15 protein-coding genes are annotated in these 25,221 nt (G+C 50.3%); 9 read left to right on the forward strand and 6 right to left on the reverse strand.

The features are described from left to right. Window positions 1-31: 31 nt before the first annotated feature. Genes WKT13_RS01480 through WKT13_RS01490 form a run of 3 tightly spaced genes read left to right on the forward strand, consistent with a single transcriptional unit; the run spans window position 32 to window position 7,758 of the window. Entirely contained in the window at window positions 32-2,875 is a 2,844-nt protein-coding gene (locus tag WKT13_RS01480; protein ID WP_340322516.1) for a carbohydrate binding domain-containing protein, read from the forward strand. Window positions 2,876-2,884: 9 nt separating this feature from the next. Beyond that, window positions 2,885-5,713: a M6 family metalloprotease domain-containing protein gene (locus WKT13_RS01485; RefSeq protein WP_340322517.1), complete on the forward strand. Its 2,829-nt coding sequence runs from the start codon at window positions 2,885-2,887 to the stop codon at window positions 5,711-5,713. A gap of 17 nt (window positions 5,714-5,730) precedes the next feature. Next, a complete protein-coding gene (locus tag WKT13_RS01490; protein WP_340322518.1) occupies window positions 5,731-7,758 on the forward strand; it encodes a hypothetical protein in 2,028 nt (675 codons plus the stop codon). Between the two features lie 156 nt (window positions 7,759-7,914). On the opposite strand, the gene WKT13_RS01495 is transcribed toward WKT13_RS01490, so the two are convergent. Both WKT13_RS01495 and fldA read right to left on the reverse strand, forming a co-directional pair. Further along, window positions 7,915-8,277, reverse strand: coding sequence for a DUF2023 family protein (locus tag WKT13_RS01495; RefSeq protein WP_298619190.1), 363 nt, complete (start codon window positions 8,275-8,277; stop codon window positions 7,915-7,917). 85 nt (window positions 8,278-8,362) lie between these two features. Further along, window positions 8,363-8,872, reverse strand: a complete 510-nt coding sequence (gene fldA / locus WKT13_RS01500; RefSeq protein ID WP_340322519.1) for a flavodoxin FldA — start codon at window positions 8,870-8,872, stop codon at window positions 8,363-8,365. 441 nt (window positions 8,873-9,313) lie between these two features. Between fldA and WKT13_RS01505 the strand changes: the two genes are divergently transcribed. After that, window positions 9,314-10,195, forward strand: coding sequence for an MBL fold metallo-hydrolase (locus tag WKT13_RS01505; protein ID WP_340322520.1), 882 nt, complete (start codon window positions 9,314-9,316; stop codon window positions 10,193-10,195). A 954-nt stretch (window positions 10,196-11,149) separates the two neighbouring features. Here WKT13_RS01505 and WKT13_RS01510 read toward each other — a convergent pair. Both WKT13_RS01510 and WKT13_RS01515 read right to left on the reverse strand, forming a co-directional pair. Then, the gene (locus WKT13_RS01510) at window positions 11,150-13,369 is read right to left on the reverse strand and encodes a DPP IV N-terminal domain-containing protein (RefSeq protein ID WP_445323551.1); all 2,220 of its coding nucleotides are present in this window, start codon (window positions 13,367-13,369) and stop codon (window positions 11,150-11,152) included. 168 nt (window positions 13,370-13,537) lie between these two features. Further along, window positions 13,538-14,557 (reverse strand): hypothetical protein, encoded by a 1,020-nt coding sequence (locus WKT13_RS01515; RefSeq protein WP_340322522.1) that lies wholly within the window; start codon window positions 14,555-14,557, stop codon window positions 13,538-13,540. 313 nt (window positions 14,558-14,870) lie between these two features. Between WKT13_RS01515 and WKT13_RS01520 the strand changes: the two genes are divergently transcribed. The 5 genes from WKT13_RS01520 to WKT13_RS01540 all read left to right on the forward strand — a co-directional run bounded on the left by WKT13_RS01520 (window position 14,871) and on the right by WKT13_RS01540 (window position 22,234). Then, on the forward strand, window positions 14,871-15,233 hold the full coding sequence (locus WKT13_RS01520) for a CidA/LrgA family protein (protein WP_340322754.1): 363 nt from the start codon (window positions 14,871-14,873) through the stop codon (window positions 15,231-15,233). Then, window positions 15,230-15,922 carry an LrgB family protein gene (locus tag WKT13_RS01525; RefSeq protein ID WP_298619183.1) on the forward strand — a complete coding sequence of 231 codons (693 nt, stop codon included), beginning with the start codon at window positions 15,230-15,232 and terminating at the stop codon, window positions 15,920-15,922. Before WKT13_RS01520 ends, WKT13_RS01525 begins: the two co-directional genes overlap by 4 nt. Before the next feature lie 381 nt (window positions 15,923-16,303). Continuing rightward, the gene (locus WKT13_RS01530; protein WP_298619182.1) at window positions 16,304-18,262 is read left to right on the forward strand and encodes an exo-alpha-sialidase; all 1,959 of its coding nucleotides are present in this window, start codon (window positions 16,304-16,306) and stop codon (window positions 18,260-18,262) included. Window positions 18,263-18,283: 21 nt separating this feature from the next. Then, window positions 18,284-20,935 (forward strand): hypothetical protein, encoded by a 2,652-nt coding sequence (locus tag WKT13_RS01535; RefSeq protein ID WP_340322523.1) that lies wholly within the window; start codon window positions 18,284-18,286, stop codon window positions 20,933-20,935. 129 nt (window positions 20,936-21,064) lie between these two features. Further along, a complete protein-coding gene (locus tag WKT13_RS01540) occupies window positions 21,065-22,234 on the forward strand; it encodes a glycosyltransferase WbsX family protein (protein ID WP_340322524.1) in 1,170 nt (389 codons plus the stop codon). A 903-nt stretch (window positions 22,235-23,137) separates the two neighbouring features. On the opposite strand, the gene WKT13_RS01545 is transcribed toward WKT13_RS01540, so the two are convergent. Continuing rightward, the gene (locus tag WKT13_RS01545) at window positions 23,138-24,034 is read right to left on the reverse strand and encodes a carbohydrate kinase family protein (RefSeq protein WP_298619176.1); all 897 of its coding nucleotides are present in this window, start codon (window positions 24,032-24,034) and stop codon (window positions 23,138-23,140) included. A gap of 7 nt (window positions 24,035-24,041) precedes the next feature. Continuing rightward, the gene (locus tag WKT13_RS01550) at window positions 24,042-25,199 is read right to left on the reverse strand and encodes an MFS transporter (RefSeq protein WP_298619174.1); all 1,158 of its coding nucleotides are present in this window, start codon (window positions 25,197-25,199) and stop codon (window positions 24,042-24,044) included. Window positions 25,200-25,221: the final 22 nt, after the last annotated feature.

Genomic DNA, 25,221 nt, shown 5'->3' on the forward strand with positions numbered 1-25,221 from the left:
ATTTTTCAAACTATATTCTTAACCAATTTTTATGAAAAAATTAATTACTTTACTTCTATTATTCAGCGTGTTCTTTAGCAATTACGCTAACGCTGCTGAAAGCGTGACAGAGTTTCCGTATACGGAAAACTTTGACGAGACAGAAGCTGGACAGATGCCGGAAGGTTGGGCAACAGCAGGAAGCTCCACCTTCTCCATATCTTCAGCAATGGACTACGCCATACAGGCTAAGTCTGGGGCGAATGTTATTGTCTCAGGATATCCACAGCTTGGAAACCGCACCGACGTGGCCTTCTCGCCGATGTTCGAAATGAAAGCCGGCGTGGAGTACACCATGACTGTATGGGTGATGATGAGAAACGGTGCACAGAACGGACGTGATCCGGGTATGAAAGTAACTGTCGGAAATGCACAGACAGTAGAAGCACAGACTGTTGAGCTTGCATCCGAAACAGGTGATTGCGACTGGAAGGAAATCACCGTAACATTCACTCCTAAGGCTGACGGACAGTATAGCTTCGGACTCTGGTGCAACTCAGTGCTCTCTACTGCAGGTGATGTGTTCTATGACTCATTCTCTGTAAGCGCAGCTGAAAGCCCTGAAGAGCCGGGTGGAAATTTCACTCTGCCTTATTCTGAGAATTTCGACACTACGGAAGAAGAATATATTCCGGCCGGATGGGAAGTTGCAGGCGAGGCTATGTTCTCAGTATATCCGACATTTGAATGGTACGGATTCCAGGCACAGTCTGGTCTGAACTCTCTTACTTCAGGATATCCACAGCTTGGAAACCGTAAGGACGTGGCTTTCTCGCCGATGTTTGAGATGAAAGGTGGTGTGGAATACACCATGACCGTATGGGTGAAGATGACAACTGCAGGACAGGTTGGCCGCACACCGAGCATGAAGATCACAGCAGGACTTGCACAGGTGGCCGATGCTCAGATATATGAGCTCGCAAAGGAAGAAGGCGAATGTGACTGGAAAGAAATTTCTGTTAAGTTCACTCCGGAAACAGACGGACAGTATTGCTTCGGACTCTGGTGCACATCGGTGCTCTCATCAGCAGGCGACGTGTTCTTCGACACATTCAGTGTAGCTGAAAGCGGAGGCGGCGAAGAGCCTACATGGAAAGCAGAGATTCCTTATATCGAAACATACGATGACGGTTCTCACTATTCAGGAAAAGACTATCTGCCTATCGGATGGACGGTTTCAGGTGAAAATCCTTGGGTTACAGCAAACATTCCTGGCAAACAGGCTGTATCTGGAGAATACTATATGGTTGCAGAATCTTCAATTCTTCCGAACAGACAGGATATAGCATACTCTCCGATGCTCGACATGAAGGGCGGACAGACATACACAGTGTCTATGTATCTTTACATGCCGGGAACAGGAAGCGTGAAACCTTCATTCAAACTCACAGCAGGAAATGCACAGGAAACAACAGCACAGACAACTGTACTCGAAGAAATAACAGAGACAGCTGTTGGTGACTGGACAAAGATTGAGAAAGACTTCACACCTACAGAAGACGGCAAATACTGCTTCGCAATATATGCATGCTCTACATCAGCCAATGACGGACGCTTTGCCATCGACAACTTCTCTGTAACAGAGAAAGACATGGTTCTCCCGCCGACAGCAGTATTCCATGTAGGCAACACACTCAACTCTATATTCAACGGTTCTTCTGTAGTATTCGAAGGACAGAAGGTTAAGATGGTTAATATGAGCTCTGACGCAGATTCATACAAATGGTCTGTAAACAACGGAGCCACAATCTCTGACGAAGAAGCTGCCGAGCCTGAAATAACATTCCCGGCATCCGGTTCATACACAATAACCCTTCAGGCAACAAACGAAGGCGGAACAACTGAGGCAGAAAAGACATTCTATACAGAAGTTCTCAGCCTTGAAAATGACGTTGACGATGCTTTGACAACAACATCTGAGACAACAGACAAACTCTATCAGCAGGGTGATACACCGGCATTCGACGAAAACGGTGAGGTGAAAGAAATTGATACATACGAGATATACTACGATTATGTTGTAGGTGTCAACCCGTACTACCGTTCGATAGCAGAACGTTTCGAACTTCCTTCAGACGTAACTCTTGATATTTCGTCACTCTCTATTCTGACACCAATGTACCAGCTCTTCATTAATGATACTGGTGAAGGAAGCGTAAACGACAAGGATAAGACATACACAGTTGTTATTTATCCGGAGAAGGACGGAAAGATTGACACAGAACATCCGATTGCATCTAAGACAGAGAAGCTTGCCAAGACATTCGGCGAAGAAGGTTATTACCAGCCAGTAAGACAGTCAATCAAGTTCGACGAAAGCGCTAAGGTAACAGGTACATTCTATGTTGCATTTGAATGTGAAGAACTCGATCTTGTAGATGAGACTGCAGAAGGAAGAGGATACCGTTCATGGATCGGCTTTGAGACAAGAAAGCATGCCAACAAACAGACAACACTCTATGTAAAACCGGAGAAAGCACTTCCTGGAAGCGATTATACAGTTGACGGTGCATGGTGCAAGGCCGATGAGTTCTGCCCGAGTCTGGAAGGCTACAGCTTCTGCGTAATGCCGTGGGTTAAGTTCAACAAGATGGAGACAAACGCCATCGGAAGTGTAACAGACAACAATGTTGAAATCGAAATATCAGCCGACGGCGAGAACTATCGCGTAAGCGGACTGGCTGACGGCGAGAATGTCAAGGTTTACAGCGTATCCGGCGTACAGGTATTCAGCGGCAAAGCCAACGGTGGCGAGGTCGTTATCCCTGCAAGCGGATGGAGCAACGGAGTATACGTTATCAACGCAGGTAAAAACAGCATCAAAATATTTAAATAATAAAAAGGCATGAAATTTCTTAGAATTCTTTTAATTTCATTATGCCTTATCTCTATTTCGGATATGCCGGCCTACAGTGTGCCGGCATATCCGAAACCTGTTAAATACACACAGCCTGACGGCACAACTGTCGTTTATCGCATAATGGGTGATGAATACAACCATTGGCTTGAGTCGACAGGCGGATATGTATTGAAGAAATCGGATAAGGGCTATCTTTGCTACGCAACAAAGAATGACAAAGGAACAATCGTAGCAGGAACTACATATACAGGCGACGACAAGCAGGCTCCGGCAAAGGCACGTCTGCTGAAACGCAGCGATATGATAAAGGCAAACGACGTGGCGCTGAATACTACAGGACCAAAGAAGGCACTGCAGATCAACGGTACATTCCCTCTTACCGGCAAGCGCAAGCTGCTGATGCTGCTCGTCAACTTTGCCGACACCAAACCTCTGTTTGACGCCGACAAGTTCCGCGATCTCATGAACGCCGAGAACTACAACGGAACAGGCAGCTTCCGCGATTATTATCTTGAGACATCCTACGGACAACTCGACATCGAAACAACCGTTGTAGGATGGCTGCAACTGCCGAGACAGAAGTCGCTTTACAACACCGAGGATATGACTGATCTCATACGCGATGCTCTCGCACTCGTTGATCCGAGCATCGACATCCATCAGTTTGACAACGACGGCGACGGCGAACTCGACGGACTGTCCATCATCCACCAGGGTATGGGACAGGAAGTAAGCGGAAGCACTTCTGACATTTGGTCACACAGCGGTGAGCTTCTCGATCAGATGTATGGTGATGTACGCGTTAAGAAATACACCATACAACCCGAAATTCTGATAAGCAGTCCTGACTACGGCACCCAGATGACAACAGTCGGAGTTCTGTGCCATGAGTTCGGACACAATCTCGGTGCCCCCGACTACTACGACACCGACTACGAAACCAGCGGCTACTTCGACGGAACAGGCGTATGGGACCTCATGGCCGACGGTATATGGAATGAGTACAAACTGCCCGGCGACAGTCCTTCAAGCCTCAACATGTGGCAGAAGATGCAGTTCGGATGGGCCACACCAAAATATCTCGACGCTTCGACAACCATAACAGACATGCCTGCCGCAACCGACGAACCCGTAGGATATGTTGTGAAGACACAACGCGAAGGCGACTACTTCGTGCTTGAGAACCGACAGATACAGAAGTTCGACAAGAAACTTCCCGGCCACGGACTCATCGTATATCATGTAGATGAGAACAGAATAAGCGCCACAGCAGACATGAACACCGTGAACTGCAACTACCTGCAAGGACTCTACACCGTGTGTGCATCTGCCACCAGCGATCCGTACGAAAGCCCGGCATCCTACGGAAACATCAATTCCGACGAAGCACCTTTCCCCGGTTCAACCGGCAAGACATCATGGTCAGACATCACTCTTCCGTCAACACATTCCAATGACGGCAAATACTCATACTTCTCTTTAAGCAACATAAGCGAGACTGACGGCAAGATTTCATTCGATTTCGTGTCCGAAGAAGCTCCCGAAACAGTGAAGAACTTCAAAGCCAGTGCCAAGCGTGGCGTTGTGACACTCGAGTGGGAAGCTCCCGCAACAGAGGGTATCAAGGAATACCGCATATTCAGAGACGATATTCTTATCAACTCAACCCAAGAGCTCACTTATGTTGACAACAACCCCGGAAGTATCATCGTTGAATACAAAGTCGATGTGGTTTACAACAACGGACTGGTATCACCGTTCGTAAAAGCCACTGTAAGACTTCCTGAAAACCGCATCAACTCACTCTCAACTGTAGAGAACAGCAACGGAGTAGAGGTGACATGGAAGATGAACACCGAACTTTCACGTTCAGACCTGAACTATAAAGATGTGATATATCAGTACATCTATTCCAACGAAACCGATTTCGCACAGCGTTTCAACGAGAAAGATCTCCGTGCCTACAACGGCTACACCATCAAAGGCATCGGCTTCTTCCCGTTCTCGGCACAGCGCACCACAAGCTACAAGATAAGAGTATGGCGTGCCGCAGCCGGAACCGACGATATGGAAGTTGTCAACGAACGCGACATCACCGAATACGGTTCAGGTACATGGTGCGTCAAGAACTTTGACACACCAACCGTCATCGAACCCGGCTACGACTACATGATAGGTGTCTACGGCAAGACTTCCGACGGCGGATTCCGTCTCATCTGCGACGGCGTCACCTACACTCCGGGCCTCGGCAACCTTGTACTTTCCGAAGGTGAATGGCGCAGCGACCTCATACAGTTCAATCCGCTGATGAAGGCTGTCCTCGAACCGTCATCCGCAAAAGACACATTCACTCCGGGCGAACAGCCTGAATTCGACGAAGACTACAATCCGCTCACCGACGCCGAATATCCTATCGGCTTCAATGTATATCGCAACAATGAGCTTATCGGATTCACATCCACACGTACATTCATCGACGCCACCGCACAGAAAGGCGTAAACAAATACGGCGTGGTATGTCTTTACGAAGGCAACAACGAATCTGCACCGGTAGAACGCACAATATATGTTCTTGCCACTGGCATCGACAACACCGTGAGCAACGGCATTTCCATCGAGACAGCCGGCCAGACCATAACAGTCAAGTCAGGTGTGAAAGCCCACATATACATTTATGCTGCCGACGGCTCAATGGTTGCCGACAGACAGACAATCGGTGGAAACGTCACCATGACTGTTCCCGGTAAAGGACTTTATGTAGTAAAGATCGACAGCGAAAGCGGATCGTTCGTTAAAAAAATAACTCTCAAATAACAATTAAACAAAAAGAAATGAAAACAGAAAATATAATCAAGACATTACCCGCACTGCTTTTTGGACTGTTTGTTTCAGTCCCGTGCAGCCATGCAGCCAACGACGGCGAACGCGTATGGCAGGCACTCCGTCCGGCCAAAACTCATGCCGTAAGCCACAACAAGATAAGCAAGAACCGCGTAAAAGCCAACGACGTTGCACTGAAAACAGTAACCCGCATGCAGGCACCCGTTGTAGCTGCATCTGAAGAAAAACTCGTACTGGGCGAAGACTTCAGCAAGTTCACTGCAGGTTCTGAGGAAGAACCTGACATGACAAACATCCTCACAAGCGAAGGAATCATCATGCACGACTACATCAACACCTACGGTTGGGGCGGTATCAAAGTATTCCAGGCCGGAGGATGCTGTTTCATGGCCGACGGAACAAGCTCAGTGCTCATGACTCCGGTAATTGACCTTTCAGCCGACAACGGAAACTTCAACGTCACAGTATCGTTCAGATCACAGTCCGGTTCCACAAAATTCTATGTTGTAGGACAAAGTTACGGCGAAAGCCAACCTTTTGGAGGTTATGTAAGTTGCGATGAATCATGGAAGACAGTGACCATTCCTTTTGAAGGATACGGCAAAAGCCAGACTGCCATACAGTTCTATGCCGACGCACCCGTATTCGTCGACGACATCGAGATAACACAGGTTGACGGAACAGAAGTAGAGCCACAGAAGCCGAGCGCTCCGATAGCTCTGCCGGCCACAGACATCACCGAGACCGGATTCACCGCCAACTGGCAGGCCGTAGAGACAGCGACATCCTATCTGCTCGACGTTTTCTACTTCGTTGACAACAAACCGCAGTACGTCAAGAAAGACTTCGAGACTACAGCCACAAGCGAGACATTAAGCGGTCTGCAGTCAGGATGTCTGTACTATTACTCTGTACAGGCCAACGACGGCACACTTATCTCCGACGAGTCTGACATCATACCGGCCAAGAACACCGTCGATGCCATCGACGCACCTGTCGTGGCACAGGCTACAGAAATCAGCGACGAGGGCTTCAGAGCCAACTGGAGCAGCGTGAGCGACGCATCCTACTACGAGGTAGTGACACTCTCCGACTATAAGATTCCGTCTTCAGGCACATTCGTTCTCGACGACGAGACCTTCGACAAAGTGACCGAAGGCACCATCAGTTCGCCTGTATATAACGAGATGGAAGGCGCGCTCAACGAATACACCAAGTATCCCGACTGGTACGGCGTAACCACTCTGCTCGCCAATGGCATGATAGGTCTCAAGAACTACTACGCAGCCATGAACTATTACTCAATGCTTTACAGCCCGATATATCAGATTAACACCGCCACACCGAGCAACGTCAAGGTCAAGATAAGCGCACAGATGGTCAACTGCACAAACGGCACCCAACTCGGAGTAGCACTTGTCGATCCGATAATCGGCGAAGTTGTCGGCAAATGGAAGTATGTCAATCTGAGCAATGAAATGACCGACTACGAGTTCACCCTCGACGCAAGCAACTGTTATTATATTTCCATCGGCTTCAGCGATCCTAACGACAAATACGGAACAACAGGCATGGTGTTCATCGACGGCGTGAAGATAACACAGGATATAGAGGCCGGCACAACGCTGACACGCATCTACAGCGACGACATAGCATACAACAACAGCATCTATGTGGCAACACCCGAGAAACGTGAGGGCGAGCAGTTCTATTACTATGTGATGGCTGCAAGCAACGGCACTGAGGGCGATGTTGTGTCAAGCGAGTCTGAAATAATGTATGTAGGACAGGACACCGGCATCGACAACGCCGGCACAACCGCCACAACAACCATCACCGCAACTGCCGGCCAGATAAATGTCACAACCGACAAGACCTGCACACTCACCGTCTTCGACATGTCCGGACGCACCGTAAAACAGCTCAACGCAGTGAGCGGCAGCGCATCCGTATCGGTTGAACCGGGCGCATACATTGTCAAGTGCGGCAATGCGGTACGCAAGCTCATCGTGAAATAACAGTTCACAACGTACATCCGGGCGGGCCAAGGCCCCAAAACCCAGCGGTCCGCTCCCGCATATAACAGAAAGAGACATATCCCGTCTGCCGGGATATGTCTCTTTTTTATGTCCTGAAGAATTGGAGAAAGCCTCGCTCCGGCCCCTCCGGCACATTCAGCTTGTGCCTCTCGACTTGCGCAGACAGTAGCGCTCGCACTGCGCACAGATGTCATAGCCGAGCATGGCACCCAGTATAAAATCCTCTTCCGGGGTCAACTGGTTGAGCGGTCGGGTCACCATCCGGCGTATGGCATGTATGCACTCACTCCTGCCGAAAAACAGGTTCACCTTCCTGCTGTCCACCGGCTGCACCATGAAGTCGATGTTCTGTCTTCGCAGACGGTCCACGGCCAGCGCCTCATACTTGCGGTTCACCGTGTAGAGCACCATCCTTCTCACGCCCTTCTTGAATTCGTATATATGATTCATGAACACCTTCAGTTCGGTGGAATGTATTTCGGATAACTGCGTAGTCATGTCTTTCTTCTCCTTTACTTATGTTTTTCTTCTATTTCCCTGTCTCTCCTTACGGCCACGTCATCGCAGAGCCGAGCCGCCGGCCTCACTCCATTGCCGGCCTCACAGTCTCCGCCCAAGCCTCTATGCGCGCGTCGGTCCTGTCGCTCTCGTTCACCTCGTCGATGGGCAGTCCCACAAAGCATCCGTCCACAACGGCCGACGACGAATCGAACGAATAGTCGTCCACAGCCACACCGCCGCCCGCAAACGTGCATCCACTGTCCTTCAGTCCATCGTATATCACGCCCACAGCGTCGCAGAACGTGTCGCCGTACGACTCCGAGTCGCCACATCCGAACAGTGCTACAGTCTTGCCCTTCAGCCCGGTCTGCTGCAACAGCTTCAGAGCGTCATACCAGTCGTCCTGCAGATCGCCGCAACCCCATGTGCTGCTGCCGAGCAACAGCACGTCGTAATCCTCAATCATTCCGGCCGTCATGTCGGCCACGTTGTGCACGTCTGCACTGTCCACACCCAGCCGCACGGCTATGCGTCCGGCCACATCCTCGCACGTCCCTGTGCTCGAACCGTAAAAAATGCCTGTCTTCTTCATTCTTTTCCTGAACATTTTAACTAAAAACAATCCGTCACCCGCTCTGTCCGTTCCGCCCCACACGGGTATTGTCTGCCACGGTGTGCGCCGCGCGGCGAGGTGACCGCTGCAAAATTAATGCATGGACAGAAGTTCTGAAATACCCACTTGTTGCGATTTTTTCCGCACTCTGCCACCCTTTTCTCATCACATCTTGCTATGCTCCCCACTCCTCCCAGTCGCTTCATCCACGCGCAAAGCCATCCCTCCGGCCACGATACACGCAAAACGCGGAAGTATGAAAATAATGTCCGAAATATTTCCGTGTATTGCTCATTTTGCTTATTTTTGTCATTGTGCACAGGCATGCCGCCAATCCGGCATACAGGCCGCCCCGCCCATCACACGGACCCGACGGCTGTAAGGCATGGAAGTCTTCCAACATCCAACAAACTCAAAGCTATGAAAAAATTCAGATCAGTAAGCCTCATTCTCACCGCCGCGGCGATGATGGCCTTCGCCTCATGCGACAACAATGCCAAAAAAGTGACCGCCGACTCAGGCATACTGCCCCACGGCATCACGATGATGACGATAGACTCCGTCAGCCTCACTTCCTTCCAGGACAACGCCGATGAGAAACGCATGCCCAACAGTCTGTTCTACGGCAAGAAAGACTCCGACAGCATCAACATACTCTCGCCCGAAGGCAGCGTGGCTGCATCAGTCAGCTGTTTCCTCATCGAGAAGAACGGCAAGCAGATGCTGTTCGACACAGGCAACGGGGCCGACCGTGGCGGACGTCTCATGGCTCTGCTCGACTCAATGGACATAAAGCCCGACGACATAGACTATATCATGCTCACCCACTTCCACGGCGACCACACAGGCGGACTGATGCACGAAGGCAAACCCGTATTCACCAAGTCGCAGCTCTATGTGCCCGAAGCCGAATATGACTACTGGATAACCAACGCTAGAAGAGTGAAGAAAGAGCAGCGCGCCACTGCCGAGAACGCCGCATCCGTAATGCAGGCCTACGCCGGACGGCTCCACCGTTTCGGCTACGACGACGCACTGCCACTGGGCGTGAAGGCACTGCCGGCGCCGGGCCACACTCCGGGCCACACCATCTATCAGACAGGACGTCTGCTCATCATAGGCGACCTCATGCACGGCTACGCGCTGCAGATACAGAATCCGAACATCTGCGCCGCCTACGACATGGACCGCAAGAAGGCCGTGGAGTCGAGGGTGAAATTCATAGAATACGTCAAGAACAAACACCTCGTCATGGCCGGCATGCACCTGCCCGGCAACGGAGTGATAGAACAGGCCGACTGACCTGCACCGCACATTCTGCCCACCCGACACTCCGCACCCCAAAGGACGCATACCGCAACATGCCGCGCCACGCACTCCGCAGCGGACCGTCACAACGACGTAAGCGCATTGCACAAACAACCGGAACCGCTCACCTGAATAAGGACGCATGCTACCCGTGTGTCTGCCCGCGTCTCATATAAGCGTTTTTAAAGAAAACCCGGGCGGCGTACTTACAGATTTTCTTGACTTTTTTTTGACAAAAGAAAATCGCGAAAGAGATGTAAACAAATGTTAAACACGCAGTCAAAGAGGCCGATTCGCATCTTACTGACTTACCGCATACCCTCTATGGGCGTCCCGGATAGTTCGTCTTGCGTTCCGTTTATGCCCGTTTCAGCCTCCGGTTTCGCCCGTATCATGGTGTAATATTGCGTGTTTCAGGCCCTGATATGTACTCTATCGCATGCTGAAACAGTGCATTTTGCACTGCTGAAAAATCTTTCTTAAAAGTAAACCTTTGATGTTCAGTATATTATACAAAGCTCTTATTTTTCGCGAATTTACGTCCGACGGAGAGTCCGCGCGCAAATTCGCGAAAATTTTTTGGGGTAGAACAGAAAACTCAAACGGGAAAACCGCAGGATACTGAAAATCTGTAACTGCGCTCTTTTGCCCTGCTTTCGGTTGAAAGCGACAACGCAGATACGCGGTATATGCCGCAGTTTATTTTTGCAACTTGTCACCGTCTCATCTCTACCGAACCGGAAACGCGCCGTAAAGCACCGGCCGCCACTCATTATCGTCCTTCTTAACGTCTATCCGTTTCCCGTTCCGCTATTTTTCTGTAAAATCTTTTTACCACAAGAATGTATATTTATTCATTTCCGACGTTCCACACACGCATATACATAATACGGGCCGGCATGCCACGTGAGAGCATACCGGCCCGTATCGACAGCCGTCGGAGCGGATTCATTTCTTCCCTATCTTGTCCCACGACGGCGGCTCAACGCCCATGAGATGACGCACGAAGAAGTCGTAGCGCTTGTGCTCGCCGAAGTTCTCACCCATGGTATGGCGCACTCCGGGCAAGACCACCAGCTCGAAATCCTTGCCCGCCTTTATCAGCGCGTCGGCCACCTGCATGGTGGATGCCGGGTCCACGTTGTCGTCCATCTCGCCCACAACGAGCATCAGCGGGCGCGTGAGCAGATGGGCGTTGTCCACATTCGAGTTGCGGCTGTAAGCCTCATCCACCGGATAACCCATCCACAGCTCGTTCCACCATATCTTGTCCATCCTGTTGTCGTGGCATCCGCACGCCGAGTAGGCAGCCTTGTAGAACTCCGGATGGAACAGTACGGCGGCCATGGCCTCCTGTCCGCCGGCCGAGCTTCCGAATATTCCGACGCGCGTGGTGTCCATGCTCGGATAGCACTCGGCAGCCGCCTTTATCCACGCCATGTGGTCGGGCAGGCCCGCATCCTTCAGGTTCTTGTAGCACACCTCCTCAAACTCCTTCGAGCGGAACGACGTCGTCATGCCGTCAACCTGCACCACGATGAATCCCAGTTCGGCGAGCGAGGTCATCCACCAGTTGTATGAAGCGAAGGTCTTGGGCACATACTGGTCGCCCGGACCTGAGTATATGTATTCCACGACGGGATATTTCTTCTGCGGGTCGAAGTCAGACGGGCGGTATATTATGCCCCAAATGTCGGTCTTGCCGTCGCGTCCCTTAGCCTTGAAGGTCTCCGGCGCAGTCCATCCGTTGGCAAGCAGCGCCGAGATGTCGGCCTTCTCCAGCGGCATGACGGTCTTGCCCGTGTCGGCGCTGCGCACCAGTGCCACGGGCGCCTGCTGCGGTGTGCTGTACACATCGACCATATACTTGTGGTCAGACGAGTACCAGCAGCGGTGCATTCCCTTCTCAGGCGTCAGTTCCTTCATGCCGGAGCCGTCGAAGTTGATGCGGTAGTAGTGTATGAAGTAAGGGTCTTCGTCATTATTCACTCCATTTGCCGAGAAATATATCACCCCGTTCTGCTCGTCCACATGCTGCACTCCGCGCACATACCAGCGGCCTTTCGTTATCTGCTGTATAGGTTTTCCCGTGGCGCGGTCGTACATATAGAGGTGGTTGTAGTTGTCGCGCTCGCTGCTCCAGATTATGCGTCGGCCGTCGGCGAGCAGGTGTCGGAATATGCGGGGATAGTTCACATACTTCTCCTCTTTCTCCTCAATGAGGGTGCGCACGCTGCCGTCCGTGGCCGACATCTCCAGCAGACGGTACACCTTATGGCCGCGTTCGTTATACTCGAAGGTCAGTCCCTTGCTGTCGGCGTTCCATCTCATGCTGTGCAGGTCGTACTGGTTGGCGAACAGTTCGGTGGAAGGTATGAGCGCGCGGCCCGTCTCCACCTCGAATATGCAGGGCACCTTGAAGCGCAGTTCGTCGCCCGGCTTGGCATACTCCTGCTTGTGGAGCACGGGCTGAAGTTGGTTGGCAGGCGACGACTCCACGTAATATACATAGCGCTTGGCGGCAGGACGTATTCTGCACGCCATCACATGCCGCGAGTCAGGCGACCATTGTATGTATGTGGAATAGTAGTTTCCCTGCGTGCCGTCGATGCTCAGCTGGCGCTCGCCTCCGCCCGACGAGTTGCGCACCCACACGTTGTCGTCTCTCACAAAAGCCACGTATCTGCCGTCGGGCGAGGTTACGGGGCCGCCCGATTTCTCGTCGTCCACCTCCATCCAGTGGCGTTGCGGTGCGGGAGCATGCACGTTGCCTTCCTTCGTGAGCGTGTTTTCCTTCGTGTTGTAAGCCCATCTATGGCCGTCGAACTCAAATCGCAGGTTCTCCGCAGTCCTGTCCGTGCGCATCTTATTAATATATATGCGGTAGGGCTCCACCTTCTTTCCGCTCATGGCCGACAGCCGTTCGGCCAGCTGCTCATGGTTGAAGAGGTCGGTGCGGCGTGCTCCGCGTGCATCGACGAGCGCATACTCGCGGCCTCGCTCCGTGTTTCTTATATACCAGAATGAGTCGGTGTCTTTAATCCAGTGTGGCTCAACATCAGCATAAAGCACGTGGCTCTGGCTGTATTTCTCGCGCAGGCTGTAAGCCCGGTTGTAGTCGTCGGCCGTTCCCTGTGCCGAAGACGGCAGTGCCGTGCAGGCCAGCATGACAGACAGGAGAAGAGCCGGTCTTATGTATTTTATTATAATTCTATTGTTCATATCAATAGTCAGTATTAATGTTTTGTGGGCTTAGTCATATATATCATGTATTTATTACATCGGTTGTCGGTATATGTAGTGAACATCTGAAAGGTGAATAACAATCATTCTACCCTATTTCCAATTATCATCTCCATATTCGAAATAATATTTTCGGATAGAATCATTGACAAAACCTTTCAATTCATCCTGAGAATACCTTAACAATTCCGGCAAGACAGTAATATTTGTTTCCGAAGGAGTAACGTCATTAAGAATGGAAACCAATGCGGAATATTGCTTCTGATAATTGTTGAAAGCCAACTCCGCAAATCCCTTGTCATAACAAATAGTCCCCAAATATATTTTTGCATCCTCTGTTTTAATGAGCTCATTAAAACATCCTTTTTCTTCATATTTTATTCCATTACACAGATTACGTATTCCTATATAATGGGAGATCATTTGCTTTATACCTTCCAGATAGCAGAACTTTTTAGATGTGATTTTAAAATTATCATCAGAGTCAGGTTCTAAAATATATTTTTGGAGAGCTACCAATTTCTCATAAATATCTTTTCCATATTCGTTTTTCATGTATTCCCCGGAAACCCCGCTTAATTCCTTGCTTGTATCATTATAAAATTCAGCAAACTTTGATTCAAGGAACAATATTACTCTTTGGCCCGTGCTTTTTTCTGTTCCAATTAAAACTACGTCCACATTCGAAGGGTTACGACCTTTTATAACTATATTCTTATATTCAAATACTGAGCAATAGAACTCGCAATCATTGTCGTCTAGTCTTAACTCCAGCGTATGATCTCTGGTTACGTTGTAGAAAAACAATAACGCGCATAGAGCAGATGAGTGCATTGTTGTAATTCTCCTAAGTTCCTGACCATTACCATTACAGATCTGTTTAAGTTTACATCTGAAAATATCACGTTCAGCTATTTTGAATAAATCAGATAATCCTTCAGCACAAGATTCTACGCTAGTTTTATTAATCATAGTATTTGAGAACTGATAAGAGTTGTCTGATAATTTATCTTTATAACGAGTTTTTTCAATCTGAAAACTGTCTGGAAGATTTGCCCACATGCTTTTATACATCACATGTTTTTTCTTTTCCATTTTATCAAATTCTATCATATAATACCATCAATTATTATTTTATTACTAAAATATCAGTTATCGGTGTATGAACAACATGTTCAACAGCCTTATATCTGTTGAAACCATTACTAATCATGGGTTTTAGTTATTATACAACAAAATTAAACATTAAAATTCAGATATACAGAACTTTTTAACAGCAATATCTTACTTTATAGAATATATACGATGAACGACAAAGGATAAATACATCATTTTCTTATGATAAAGTGCTCTGTTACGCCGTTATTTCGTAATTTTGCAGTCTCTTAAAGAAAACAAAAAAAGGTAAAAAGATTTTTCAGTTATGATGATCCGTCAACTGGCCATACTGTTTGGCTGTCTGGCGCTGGGCGAACTTATTATCCATTTCACGCACGTCCCGCTGCCATCGAGCATTCTTGGCATGCTCCTTCTCACACTGTTTCTGAAACTCCGCGTTGTGCGCCTCGAATGGGTACAGGGTCTGTCGGACTTCCTCGTGGCCAACATCGGTTTCTTCTTCGTTCCGCCCGGAGTAGCCATAATGGTCTATTTCGACATAATAAAGGCACAGCTGTGGCCCATCGTCATAGCCTCAGTAGTATCGACGGTGCTTGTACTGTTCACCACGGGCTGGGCACATGAGCTTTACGGCAAGGCTGTACGCAGATGCAAAGGAGGTGAAAGATGACATATTTCCAGAACGAGTACTTCCTCATAGCACTCACCTTCGGTTCCTACTTCCTTGGCAAGCTGCTGCGCCGCCGCACCGGCTGGGCCATAATGAATCCGATACTTGTGGCCATCGCCACCGTGATAATATTTCTCAACGTCACCGACATAAGCTACGACACCTACAACGAAGGCGGCCGCATGATTGAGTTCTGGCTGCGTCCGGCTGTCGTGGCACTGGGTGTACCGCTCTATCAGCAGCTTGAGACAATCAAAAAACAGTTCATGCCCATACTCGTATCCGAGCTTGCGGGCTGCATTGTCGGCATAGTGTCGGTAGTGCTTATAGCACGTCTGCTGGGTGCATCGCGCGAAGTTGTGCTGTCGCTCGCACCGAAATCTGTCACCACACCTATTGCAATGGAAATAACCAAGGCCATAGGCGGCATACCGTCGCTCACGGCCGCAGTGGTGGTATGCGTAGGTCTGATGTGCGCTGTGGCCGGTTACCGCACCATGGGTTTTGCCCATGTACGCACACCAATGGCTCAGGGACTGTCGATGGGAACCGCAGCCCACGCTTTGGGCACGGCCACATCGATGGACGTGAGCAAACTGCACGGAGCCTATGCCAGCCTCGGTCTGACGCTCAACGGCATATTCACGGCACTCATTACGCCCTCCATCATACCGCTGATGGGCATCTGACGGAAGCCACAACACAACATTACATATGCCGCCACGACACATAAGGCAAGGCAGAAAGTCCGTAACAACATGCGCATCGGGCTTTCCGCCTTATCTGTAATGGCGTATGTTGTTTTTGCTCATGTATCAGTATTTTCTGATACTAACGGCCGCCGGGCGGCAGCTTTTTCAACAACAAACCTCTGTTACGTTAAATAATAAATCTATTTTTGCATACACACCTGTGCCAAAGTCCTGCCTGTGGCCGGAGCATGAGGCTGACCACCATAAACCTTACGAAGAAACCTGAACGGCCAAAGCCACACACTGCAAGGACAGCAAGACTATCTTTTCAATACATCAGCATAATTCTATTATAACATCAATCTATAACGTCACAACATGAAGAGACTTTACTTGTTTTTGATTTTCGGGTTATGTGTGCTCAACATGTATTCCGAAAGAAAAGAACCTTACAAGGGTTCACGCATATTCTGGGATATGCGCAGTCAGCAGACAATTTTCGACGGAGGGTGGTATGCGCGCCTCATACAGCTGCAGGACGGACGACTGCTCGCCGTGACTGAAGTGAACTGGGACATAGTGATAAGCATCAGTGAGGACAACGGCAAGACATGGTCGCCGCAGAAAACGGTGTTCCATCATCCGGAAGGATTCAACTACTACGACGCCGACCTTTATCAGCTGAGCGACGGGAAGATAATCATAACATATAATATAGGATTTCCCTCTGTGGCCGGCGGACGTTTCGGAGTGCGTCTGCACATAAGCGAGGACAACGGAGAGACATGGGGCGACGAAATATTCGTATATGACGGAGAGACAACATTCGAGAACGGATGCTGGGAACCAGCCATACTCGAACTGCCGTCGGGCGAAGTGCACCTCTATGTGTCGGACGAAGCACCGTATGTCAATTCCGGTGAACAGTGCATACAGCTCATGCGCTCTTTCGACCGAGGTAAGACATGGAGCGAGCCACAGAGCATATCGTTCCGTCCTGGATCAAGAGACGGAATGCCGACACCTGTCATCGTGGGCGACAGTATCGTAGTGACAATAGAGGACAACGGCTGGCCGGGAATGGGAAGTTTCGTTCCGGTGACCGTAAGAACATCGATAGAGGACAACTGGAGCAACGCTCCTGTGGGAGCCAACAGTCCTTACCGCTCACAGGTGATAGACTACGACTGGTGTCCGCTCGTATTCGGCGGTGCGCCCTACATGCGTGTTCTGCCGTGGGGAGAAACTCTGCTTTCAAGACAATCGTACTACGAAAGCGGCAACTATGGCGTGATGAACATGTATGTATATGTGGGTGATGAGAACGCACGCAACTTCAAGGCCATGTCGCAACCGTTCCCCGACAACGTGGAGTCAGGCATATCAATAGAGGTTAACTCTGTGTCGGTGGTGGATACCGGTGAGGTGTGCGCCCTCGGAGGATTTGTTTCGGGTCCTAACGGACGCCATGTGGACATGGTGAAAGGCTATCCGCGCCGTATGCTCAAAGCATACTACGGCCGTCCGACACTCGACGGAGCGATAGGAGCAGACGAATACCACACACCACAGGCCAACCAGATAATGATGGGAACAAACTCACTCGGACACAATGTTTACGCCGATTTCAACTATGACAACGACTATCTGTACTTCGTGGCAAACGTGGATGACGCAACTCCCACTGCAGGTTCGTCACAGTCGCGACTGCTGAAGGATGGTGTGAGAGTGCTTATCGACGCCGACAACGTGTCGGACACGGCTCCTGTAAAAGGCATGTTCGACATATTCTTCTCTACCGACGGCAAGTATGAATGTCTTCAGGGCGAGGACGGCTACTGGACGGAGTGCGACATGAAAGGCATAAATTATAAGGTGAAGGTGGAAGACGACCACTACATTATTGAGGCAGCCATACCATGGCAAGCTCTCGGAAAGACGGGCGCACCGGCAGGACAGCGCATGGCAGCCGGCATTGAGGTGCAGGACAGATGCAACAACGGATTCGTATCGGAGTCAATACCCGATGTAAGACATGACGAATCGTGGACATGGATGGAGTTCAGACTTGAAGACAACGATGTAACCGACGGAATACACATTGCCGGAGAGGAAAACGGCTACAACGTCACAGTGGACAGCGACGGCGACCGACTGACATTCACATGCAACGGAGAGATAGACAGCGTCAAGATATACTCAGCAGACGGATGTCTGATGAAGACTGTCAGCGCCGGCCGCAACACTTGCTCTACAGAAATAGGAGCAAAAGGCATTATGATAGCCGCTGTGACACTGGCCGACGGAAGCGTGATAAAAAAGAAAATAACAAAATAAGACAACCAAACGCATCATCTTATGAAAAGATATATATTCCACATGATAATGCTCATGGCATCGGCAACGGCCGGAGCACAGAATACCACGTCGCCGTACAAAGGAACGCCGGTTGCCGAAGGTGAATTCTTCCTCTACAACGTGGAGTCGGGCAAGTGGCTGCAGAACAACGACCGTCGCACCGACCAATGGACAACAAGAGCCGAGCTGGACACACGCGGTTTTGAGGTGAGTATTACGGCAGAAGGCGGCGGATACAGACTCAACCCTAAGTTCAACGGAAACCACAGCATCAACGGAAACGGTCTATATATGGACACAGGCGAGGCCGTCACAATATGGAGGATAACTCCCGTGGAAGGCTCCGAAATAAGCAATGCATACACCATTGAGTCTGACTACGGCAAGATAGGCATGGGCGACGACGGATATATCAGCCAGGATGCCACGACAAACAACACATGGCAGCTCGTCACAAGAGAGGAACGTATAGCGGCAATGGCCGAGGCAACACCGCAGAATCCTGTTGACGTGACATGGCTTGTACAGGACCCTAACTTCGCATTCAACGACGAACGATACAGTGCATGGAACGCACGCTTCGAAGGTGGAAACAACGTAGTGGGCGGTGACGGACGTGTGATGTGCAACCGCGCACACGAAAGCTGGAACTCGACAAGCATCGACATGCAGCAGACCATCAGCGGAATACCTGACGGAACGTATCTTGTAAGCGTGCAGGGCTATTACCGTGACGGCAGCGGATTCATCGAAAAACATGAGAACGGTACCGAGACAATGCGCACCATGTATTTCGCCAACCATATGAAGAAACCGCTGCAATGTGTCATCGACGGAGGATCTGATGTGGAGACACCGTACTATTATTACCAGGCAGCAGGCAAATGGACGCCGAACGACCTCGACTGCGCGTCAGCCATATTCTTCGAAGGCGGCTATCAGAACGAACCACTCACCGTGCCTGTCACAGGCGGAGAGCTGCGCATCGGTCTTTCCAAACCTTCGAACGACGGCGTGGAAGCCGACTGGACAGTGTTCGACAACTGGAAAATAGTTTATCTTGGCAAAGACATCGACATGACCGAAATAACAGCCTCGCTGCAGAAAGCGATTGAAGAGGCAGGCGAATACACATCGGCTGGAACCGACGCCATGAACACTGCTCTGAGCGAATGCATCGAGAGAGCCAAAGAACTGACAACATCGGAAGATGTGGACGCTGTAATAAGCATGACAGAGGAACTGAACGCCATGATATCGGTTATAAAAAAATCGGCCTCAACAGTGAACATTCTGAAACAGACAATCGACATTGCACTCAGCGAAGATGCCGGACAGAGCTATGCCGAAGCCATAACCGATGCACAGAAGGCGGTAAAGGAAGCCACAACAGCAGAAGAAACGGCACAGGCTCTGCAGACACTCAGATTTGAACGCAAATCAAATGCGGCCGACAAACACGAAAACATGTTTACAGGCAATGTGCCGGCCAGCGGCGAGTTCTATCTGTACAACGTAGGACAGAAACAGTTCTTCTGCGGCGGATCTGACTGGGGCGCACATGCGGCACTCGGATTCCCGGGCATACCTGTGACACTTGTCAAAACAGGCAACACATTTAAAATAAAGACGGGACTGGACAATGGAAACGGCGACTGGCTCAACTATAACGGCTACTGCGACACACCCGACCAGAACACATGGGTGTTCAAGGCTGTTGAGGGCGCCGAATGTGTCTATAACATAGTGAAACGCACGGCAACAAGTGAGGGACTGGCTTTCAATCCTTATGCCGTGACAGACGCAGGAGCGGGCGTGGCCTTCTATGCAACAGTAGGAACAAGCGAAACCGACCTGCAGTCGGCCGACGCGCAATGGATTCTTGTGAGCAAGGCCGACCGTGACGCACTGCTCAAGAATGCGTCGCCGGAAAACCCTGTTGACGCCACTTATCTCGTGAAAATGCCGGGATTCAGCCAGCGCGAATACGGCAACAACACATGGGACAAGGAGAACGGCGCATGGGCACACAACGCAGGCACAATAGAAGGACGCGGCACACGACAGGAGGACTTCGCATTCGCTGTGGAAGGATCGGGCAACGCATTCGAACTGACACAGGACGTAAAAGGACTGCCCGCAGGAAAATACATCGTGTCGGTGCAGGGATTCTATCGCAACGGCGACACAAAGAACGTGGAAAGAATGTACAAAGCCGGCGAGAAACCGGTGCGCGAAGCCATACTCTACGCCAATGAAGCTGAAACACCACTGCCCGACATCACTGAAGGAGCAGGCATGGCTCCGGGATACGGCGAGACAACTGCTGCCGGCGAACTGCCTGCAAGCGGAACTGCCGCAACCAACTATTTCCAGAACGGACTCTACAAGACATCAACCGAAGTGGAGGTAGGAAGCGACGGACTGCTCACCATCGGCATATTCAGACAGAACGCCATGACCAACGACTGGATTGTGGTGGACAACTTCAGACTGACATATCTCGGCCCGACAACATCAACAGGAATATCCGACATTGACAACAACAAGAACGACAACGGAAAGACCTACACCATACAGGGCATCGAAGTGAAAGAAGCCAAAAGGCCGGGCGTATACATCAGATCGGGCCGCAAGGTCATCGTACGCTGACATACGCTACACTGTTACATGATGCGGCATTCCCGAATATAACCGATACGAAGGAATGCCGCACACGTAGAAGAGACGAACAATCCGTTTCAAATCATCAATAAAACATAAAACCAAACAACAGACAATATGAAAAAACATCTGCTCGCACTGCTGCTCACCGTCGCACTCGGTGCTTATGGCCAGAACGGCAAATATGACATTGCGGCGTATGTGTGGCCCGCCTATCACAACGAGCCGCGCTTTCAGAACGAAATGAACATCTTCCACGACGGCAAGGGCGAATGGGAGGCCGTGTACAAAGCCAAACCCAAGTATGAGGGACACCGCCAGCCGAGAGTGCCGCTGTGGGGATATCTGGACGAAGCAAGCCCGAAGACACAGGAGAAAATAATAAAGACGGCGCTGAAATACGGCGTCAACACGTTCATCTTCGACTGGTACTGGTATGAGGGACGGCCTTTCCTTGAGAGCGTTCTCAACGACGGTTTCCTGAAAGCCAAGAACAACCGCAAGATGAAGTTCTACCTGATGTGGGCCAACCATACGCACACGGCCTACATAAATCCCGAAGAACCGGACAAGAACAAGATTTACTGGAAAGGCGAGACAAGCGCAGAGGAATTCGACCGCTTCACCGACCACATCATAAAAGACTATTTCTCCCGTCCCAACTACTACACGATAGACGGCAAACCGGTGTTTGCCATTTATGAGGTGGGCACATTCGTGAACGGCATGGGAGGCATGGAGAATGCCAAGAAAGCACTCGACCGGTTCCGTGCCAAATGCGTAAAGGCCGGACTCAAGGGCGTGCATCTGCAGGCAATACTGTGGGGTGCGTTGCCGACAACACTCTCAGGAGTGCCCGGCGACAAGACCGAGACGCAGGACAACACGGTGAAGTATCTCGGATTTGAAAGTCTGACAAACTACCAGTGGTGCCACTTCGTGCCGGCCAATCAGGACTATCAGTCGTGGGGCGAGCAGGCCACTGCCAAGTACGACGACTTCAGCAACAGTTTCTCCGTGCCGTACTTCCCCCACGTGTCGATAGACTGGGACAACAATCCGCGCTTTCCGGGCACCAACCCTCAGCCGGCCGTGACGGGCGTAACGCCGGAGAAGTTTGAGAACTTCCTGCGTGTGGCCAAGGACTTCGTGGACAAACATCCGGGACAGGTGCCTCTTGTGACAATCAATGCATGGAACGAATGGGCCGAGGGCAGTTATCTCGAACCAGACACCCACTTCAAATACGGATTTCTCGAAGCGATAAAAAAGGTTTTCAAGAAATAAGACGGTTAGACAGAAATACGGTGGTGAATGATTTTTAATTCATGAAGCACCGTATAATGCCTGAAATATTCCGGACAACACGGGATGATATGAACCGTGACAGCGCGTTTTCTCAAGCAATGATAAATCCGGGTTGCCACAACCGACGAATCATCCTAAAAAGACGGACACATACATCCCGTGTTTTTCCTCACACCTCATGTCAGCACTTTTATAGAAAACTCAGGCGACGGATCCGCGGATTTTCTTGACTTTTTTTTGACAAAATAAAATCGCAAAAGAGATGTAAAGAAATGTTAAATACCGCGTTATCAAAGCCCTTTTCGTCCGTACTGACTTTCTATATACCCTGCGGTGGAATGAGGAATGGTGCATCCGACGTTCTGATATGGCCCGTTTCAGCCTCTGTTTACGCCCGTTTCATGGTGCGATATAGTGCGTTTCAGGCCCTGATATGGGGCATATCACGTGCTGAAAGAGTGCATTTTGCACGACATAAAAACCCACATTAAAGGCAAATAGCTGATATTCAGCACGTTGCGCAAAGCTCTCATTTCTCGCGTATTTGCGTCCGAAGGAGAGTCTGCGCGCAAATACTCGCTAATTTTTCGGGGTAGAACAGAAAACTCAGACGAAAAATCACAGGTGCGGAGGGTGAAAAAAGACCCGACGTTTTTGCCTCCGGCAGAAAGCCATAACGCCTGTCCGGGACTGAAGCCGCGGTCTTACCATAAAGGCCTATCCCACAGAATTAATACTGACACGACAGGACACAATAAAGCAGATATTAAAGACGGCAACTTTTATTCGTTTCATAATCATGACTGCACAGTGAAATCCATCTTGCGCAGAACATGAAAATCCGTTACTTTAATATCTGCTCTTTTTTATATAATCAACCGTTTATTCCTGAGACAGCAGTCTAACCTTCGACGTAAGTTCGGCAGGCAGCTCCGGCATGGCACCGTTCTGGGTGCATACGTATGCCGAAACGTCAACAGCCAGCTTGTGTGCCTCGGCTATCGGCATGCCGCTGATAAGAGCCGCACAGAACGAACCGGTGAACGAATCGCCTGCTCCCACAGTGTCGGCCACCTTCACTTTCGGAGTTGTCTGGAACGACATCTCGCCCGGAGTGAACACATAGCTGCCGTTGATGCCGCAGGTGAGCACAAGCACATCGAGGTTGTACTTGCCGAGAAGCAGCCAGCACTTATTGCTCATGTCGAGTCCGGGATAGCCGAACATGCGGCCGATGGTCACCAGTTCCTCGTCGTTTATCTTCAGCACATTGCACAGTTTGAGCGACTCCTGTATCACTTCCTTGGTGTAGAAATTCTGACGCAGATTGATGTCGAATATGCGCATGCAGTCCTTAGGTGTGGCCTTGACGAAGCGGCGTATGGTCTCACGCGACACCTTGTTGCGCTGTGCGAGCGACCCGAAGCATACCGCACGGCAGTTGTGTGCAAGCTCTTCCAACTCCGGTGTGAAAGGAATGTTGTCCCATGCCACGCCTTCCTTTATGTCGTATGCAGGCACTCCGGCCTTATCGAGCGTCACCTGCACGGTGCCCGTAGGATAAGGCACACGCGGCATGACATGATGCAGCTCCTTATTGTTGAGTTCTCCACATGTCTCGTCGCCCAGAGCGTCCTCGCCCAATGCGCTCACAGCCACAGTGTCAATGCCGAACTGTCCGGCGTGATAGGCGAAATTGGCCGGCGCTCCTCCTAATTTTCTTCCTTCGGGAAGCACGTCCCACAGTGCTTCTCCAAGTCCAACAACTATATTTTTCATTATTATATCAGTGCTTGATGTTCTTGATGAATGTTAAAAGATATACAACTCCGACAGCCATTACAGCCACAGCTCCCATCTGTCCGGCAGCGTCGGAGGCAAAGCCCATGAACAACGGGAACACTGTTCCGCCGAAAAGACCCATGATCATAAGTCCTGATACTTCGTTCTGACGGTCGGGAACAGAAAGCAGTGCCTGCGAATATACAAGCGAGAAGACGTTGGAGTTGCCGTAGCCCACGAGTGCAATGGCGGTGTAGAGCACGGCTTCTGTAGTACCGAATGCCAGACCTGCCATACTCAGAGCCATCATGATGATGCTTATGGTGAAGAATGTGCGGTGGTTCATCACACGGAGAATGAACGAACCTGTAAGACATCCGATGGTACGGAAGATGAAGTAAAGGCTTGTAGCAAAGGCCGCATCGTTGAGCGTCATGCCCAGACGTTCCATCAGAATCTTCGGAGCCGTGGTGTTGCTGCCCACATCAATGCCGACGTGGCACATGATGCCTATGAACGACAGAAGCACAACCGGCTTGCCCAGCAGACGCAGACAATCGCCGAAACCTGACGCGCTGTCGCGCTGCTCGCCCTCGTCTATCGGAGTAACCCAAAGCAACAGTGTAGCTGCAATGCCTACAACAAGATATATGGCAAAGAGCACACGCCAGTCGAAACCGAACGTCGGTATGGCTGCTGTGGCACCCCACATGGCCAGATAAGGCGCAAGGAACGAAGCAATGGCCTTGATGAACTGTCCGAAGGTGAGCGTGCTGGCCAGATGCTTGCCGCTGATTATCGAAGAGATGAGCGGATTGAGAGACGTCTGCATGAGCGCGTTGCCGATGCCGAGAAGTGAGAAGGCCAGCAGCATCACTGTGAAACTCTCACCGATAAGAGGCAGAATCAGCGATACAATCGTCACCAGAAGCGACAGCAGAACGGTGTTCTTACGACCGATACGGTTCATCAACACACCCGTAGGCACACTGAATATGAGGAACCAGAAGAATACGAGTGACGGCAGAATGTTGGCCGTTGAGTCGTTGAGGGCAAGGTCTTCCTTGACATAGTTGGAGGCAATACCTACCAGATCCACAAATCCCATCGCGAAGAAGCAGAACATCACGGGGACGATATATATGGCTTTATTTTGTTTCATAACAGTTTGAGTTGTTTTGAGT

It is taken from the genome of Prevotella sp. HCN-7019 (genome assembly GCF_037890215.1).
Lineage (GTDB): Bacteria > Bacteroidota > Bacteroidia > Bacteroidales > Bacteroidaceae > Prevotella.

What these genes read in the sequence shown, in the direction of transcription:
- WKT13_RS01480 (WP_340322516.1), top strand. Translation starts at nt 32, where the DNA reads ATGAAAAAATTAATTACTTTACTTCTATTATTCAGCGTGTTCTTTAGC.
- WKT13_RS01485 (WP_340322517.1), top strand. Translation starts at nt 2,885, where the DNA reads ATGAAATTTCTTAGAATTCTTTTAATTTCATTATGCCTTATCTCTATT.
- WKT13_RS01490 (WP_340322518.1), top strand. Translation starts at nt 5,731, where the DNA reads ATGAAAACAGAAAATATAATCAAGACATTACCCGCACTGCTTTTTGGA.
- WKT13_RS01495 (WP_298619190.1), bottom strand. Translation starts at nt 8,277, where the DNA reads ATGACTACGCAGTTATCCGAAATACATTCCACCGAACTGAAGGTGTTC.
- fldA (WP_340322519.1), bottom strand. Translation starts at nt 8,872, where the DNA reads ATGAAGAAGACAGGCATTTTTTACGGTTCGAGCACAGGGACGTGCGAG.
- WKT13_RS01505 (WP_340322520.1), top strand. Translation starts at nt 9,314, where the DNA reads ATGAAAAAATTCAGATCAGTAAGCCTCATTCTCACCGCCGCGGCGATG.
- WKT13_RS01510 (WP_445323551.1), bottom strand. Translation starts at nt 13,369, where the DNA reads ATGCTGGCCTGCACGGCACTGCCGTCTTCGGCACAGGGAACGGCCGAC.
- WKT13_RS01515 (WP_340322522.1), bottom strand. Translation starts at nt 14,557, where the DNA reads ATGATAGAATTTGATAAAATGGAAAAGAAAAAACATGTGATGTATAAA.
- WKT13_RS01520 (WP_340322754.1), top strand. Translation starts at nt 14,871, where the DNA reads ATGATCCGTCAACTGGCCATACTGTTTGGCTGTCTGGCGCTGGGCGAA.
- WKT13_RS01525 (WP_298619183.1), top strand. Translation starts at nt 15,230, where the DNA reads ATGACATATTTCCAGAACGAGTACTTCCTCATAGCACTCACCTTCGGT.
- WKT13_RS01530 (WP_298619182.1), top strand. Translation starts at nt 16,304, where the DNA reads ATGAAGAGACTTTACTTGTTTTTGATTTTCGGGTTATGTGTGCTCAAC.
- WKT13_RS01535 (WP_340322523.1), top strand. Translation starts at nt 18,284, where the DNA reads ATGAAAAGATATATATTCCACATGATAATGCTCATGGCATCGGCAACG.
- WKT13_RS01540 (WP_340322524.1), top strand. Translation starts at nt 21,065, where the DNA reads ATGAAAAAACATCTGCTCGCACTGCTGCTCACCGTCGCACTCGGTGCT.
- WKT13_RS01545 (WP_298619176.1), bottom strand. Translation starts at nt 24,034, where the DNA reads ATGAAAAATATAGTTGTTGGACTTGGAGAAGCACTGTGGGACGTGCTT.
- WKT13_RS01550 (WP_298619174.1), bottom strand. Translation starts at nt 25,199, where the DNA reads ATGAAACAAAATAAAGCCATATATATCGTCCCCGTGATGTTCTGCTTC.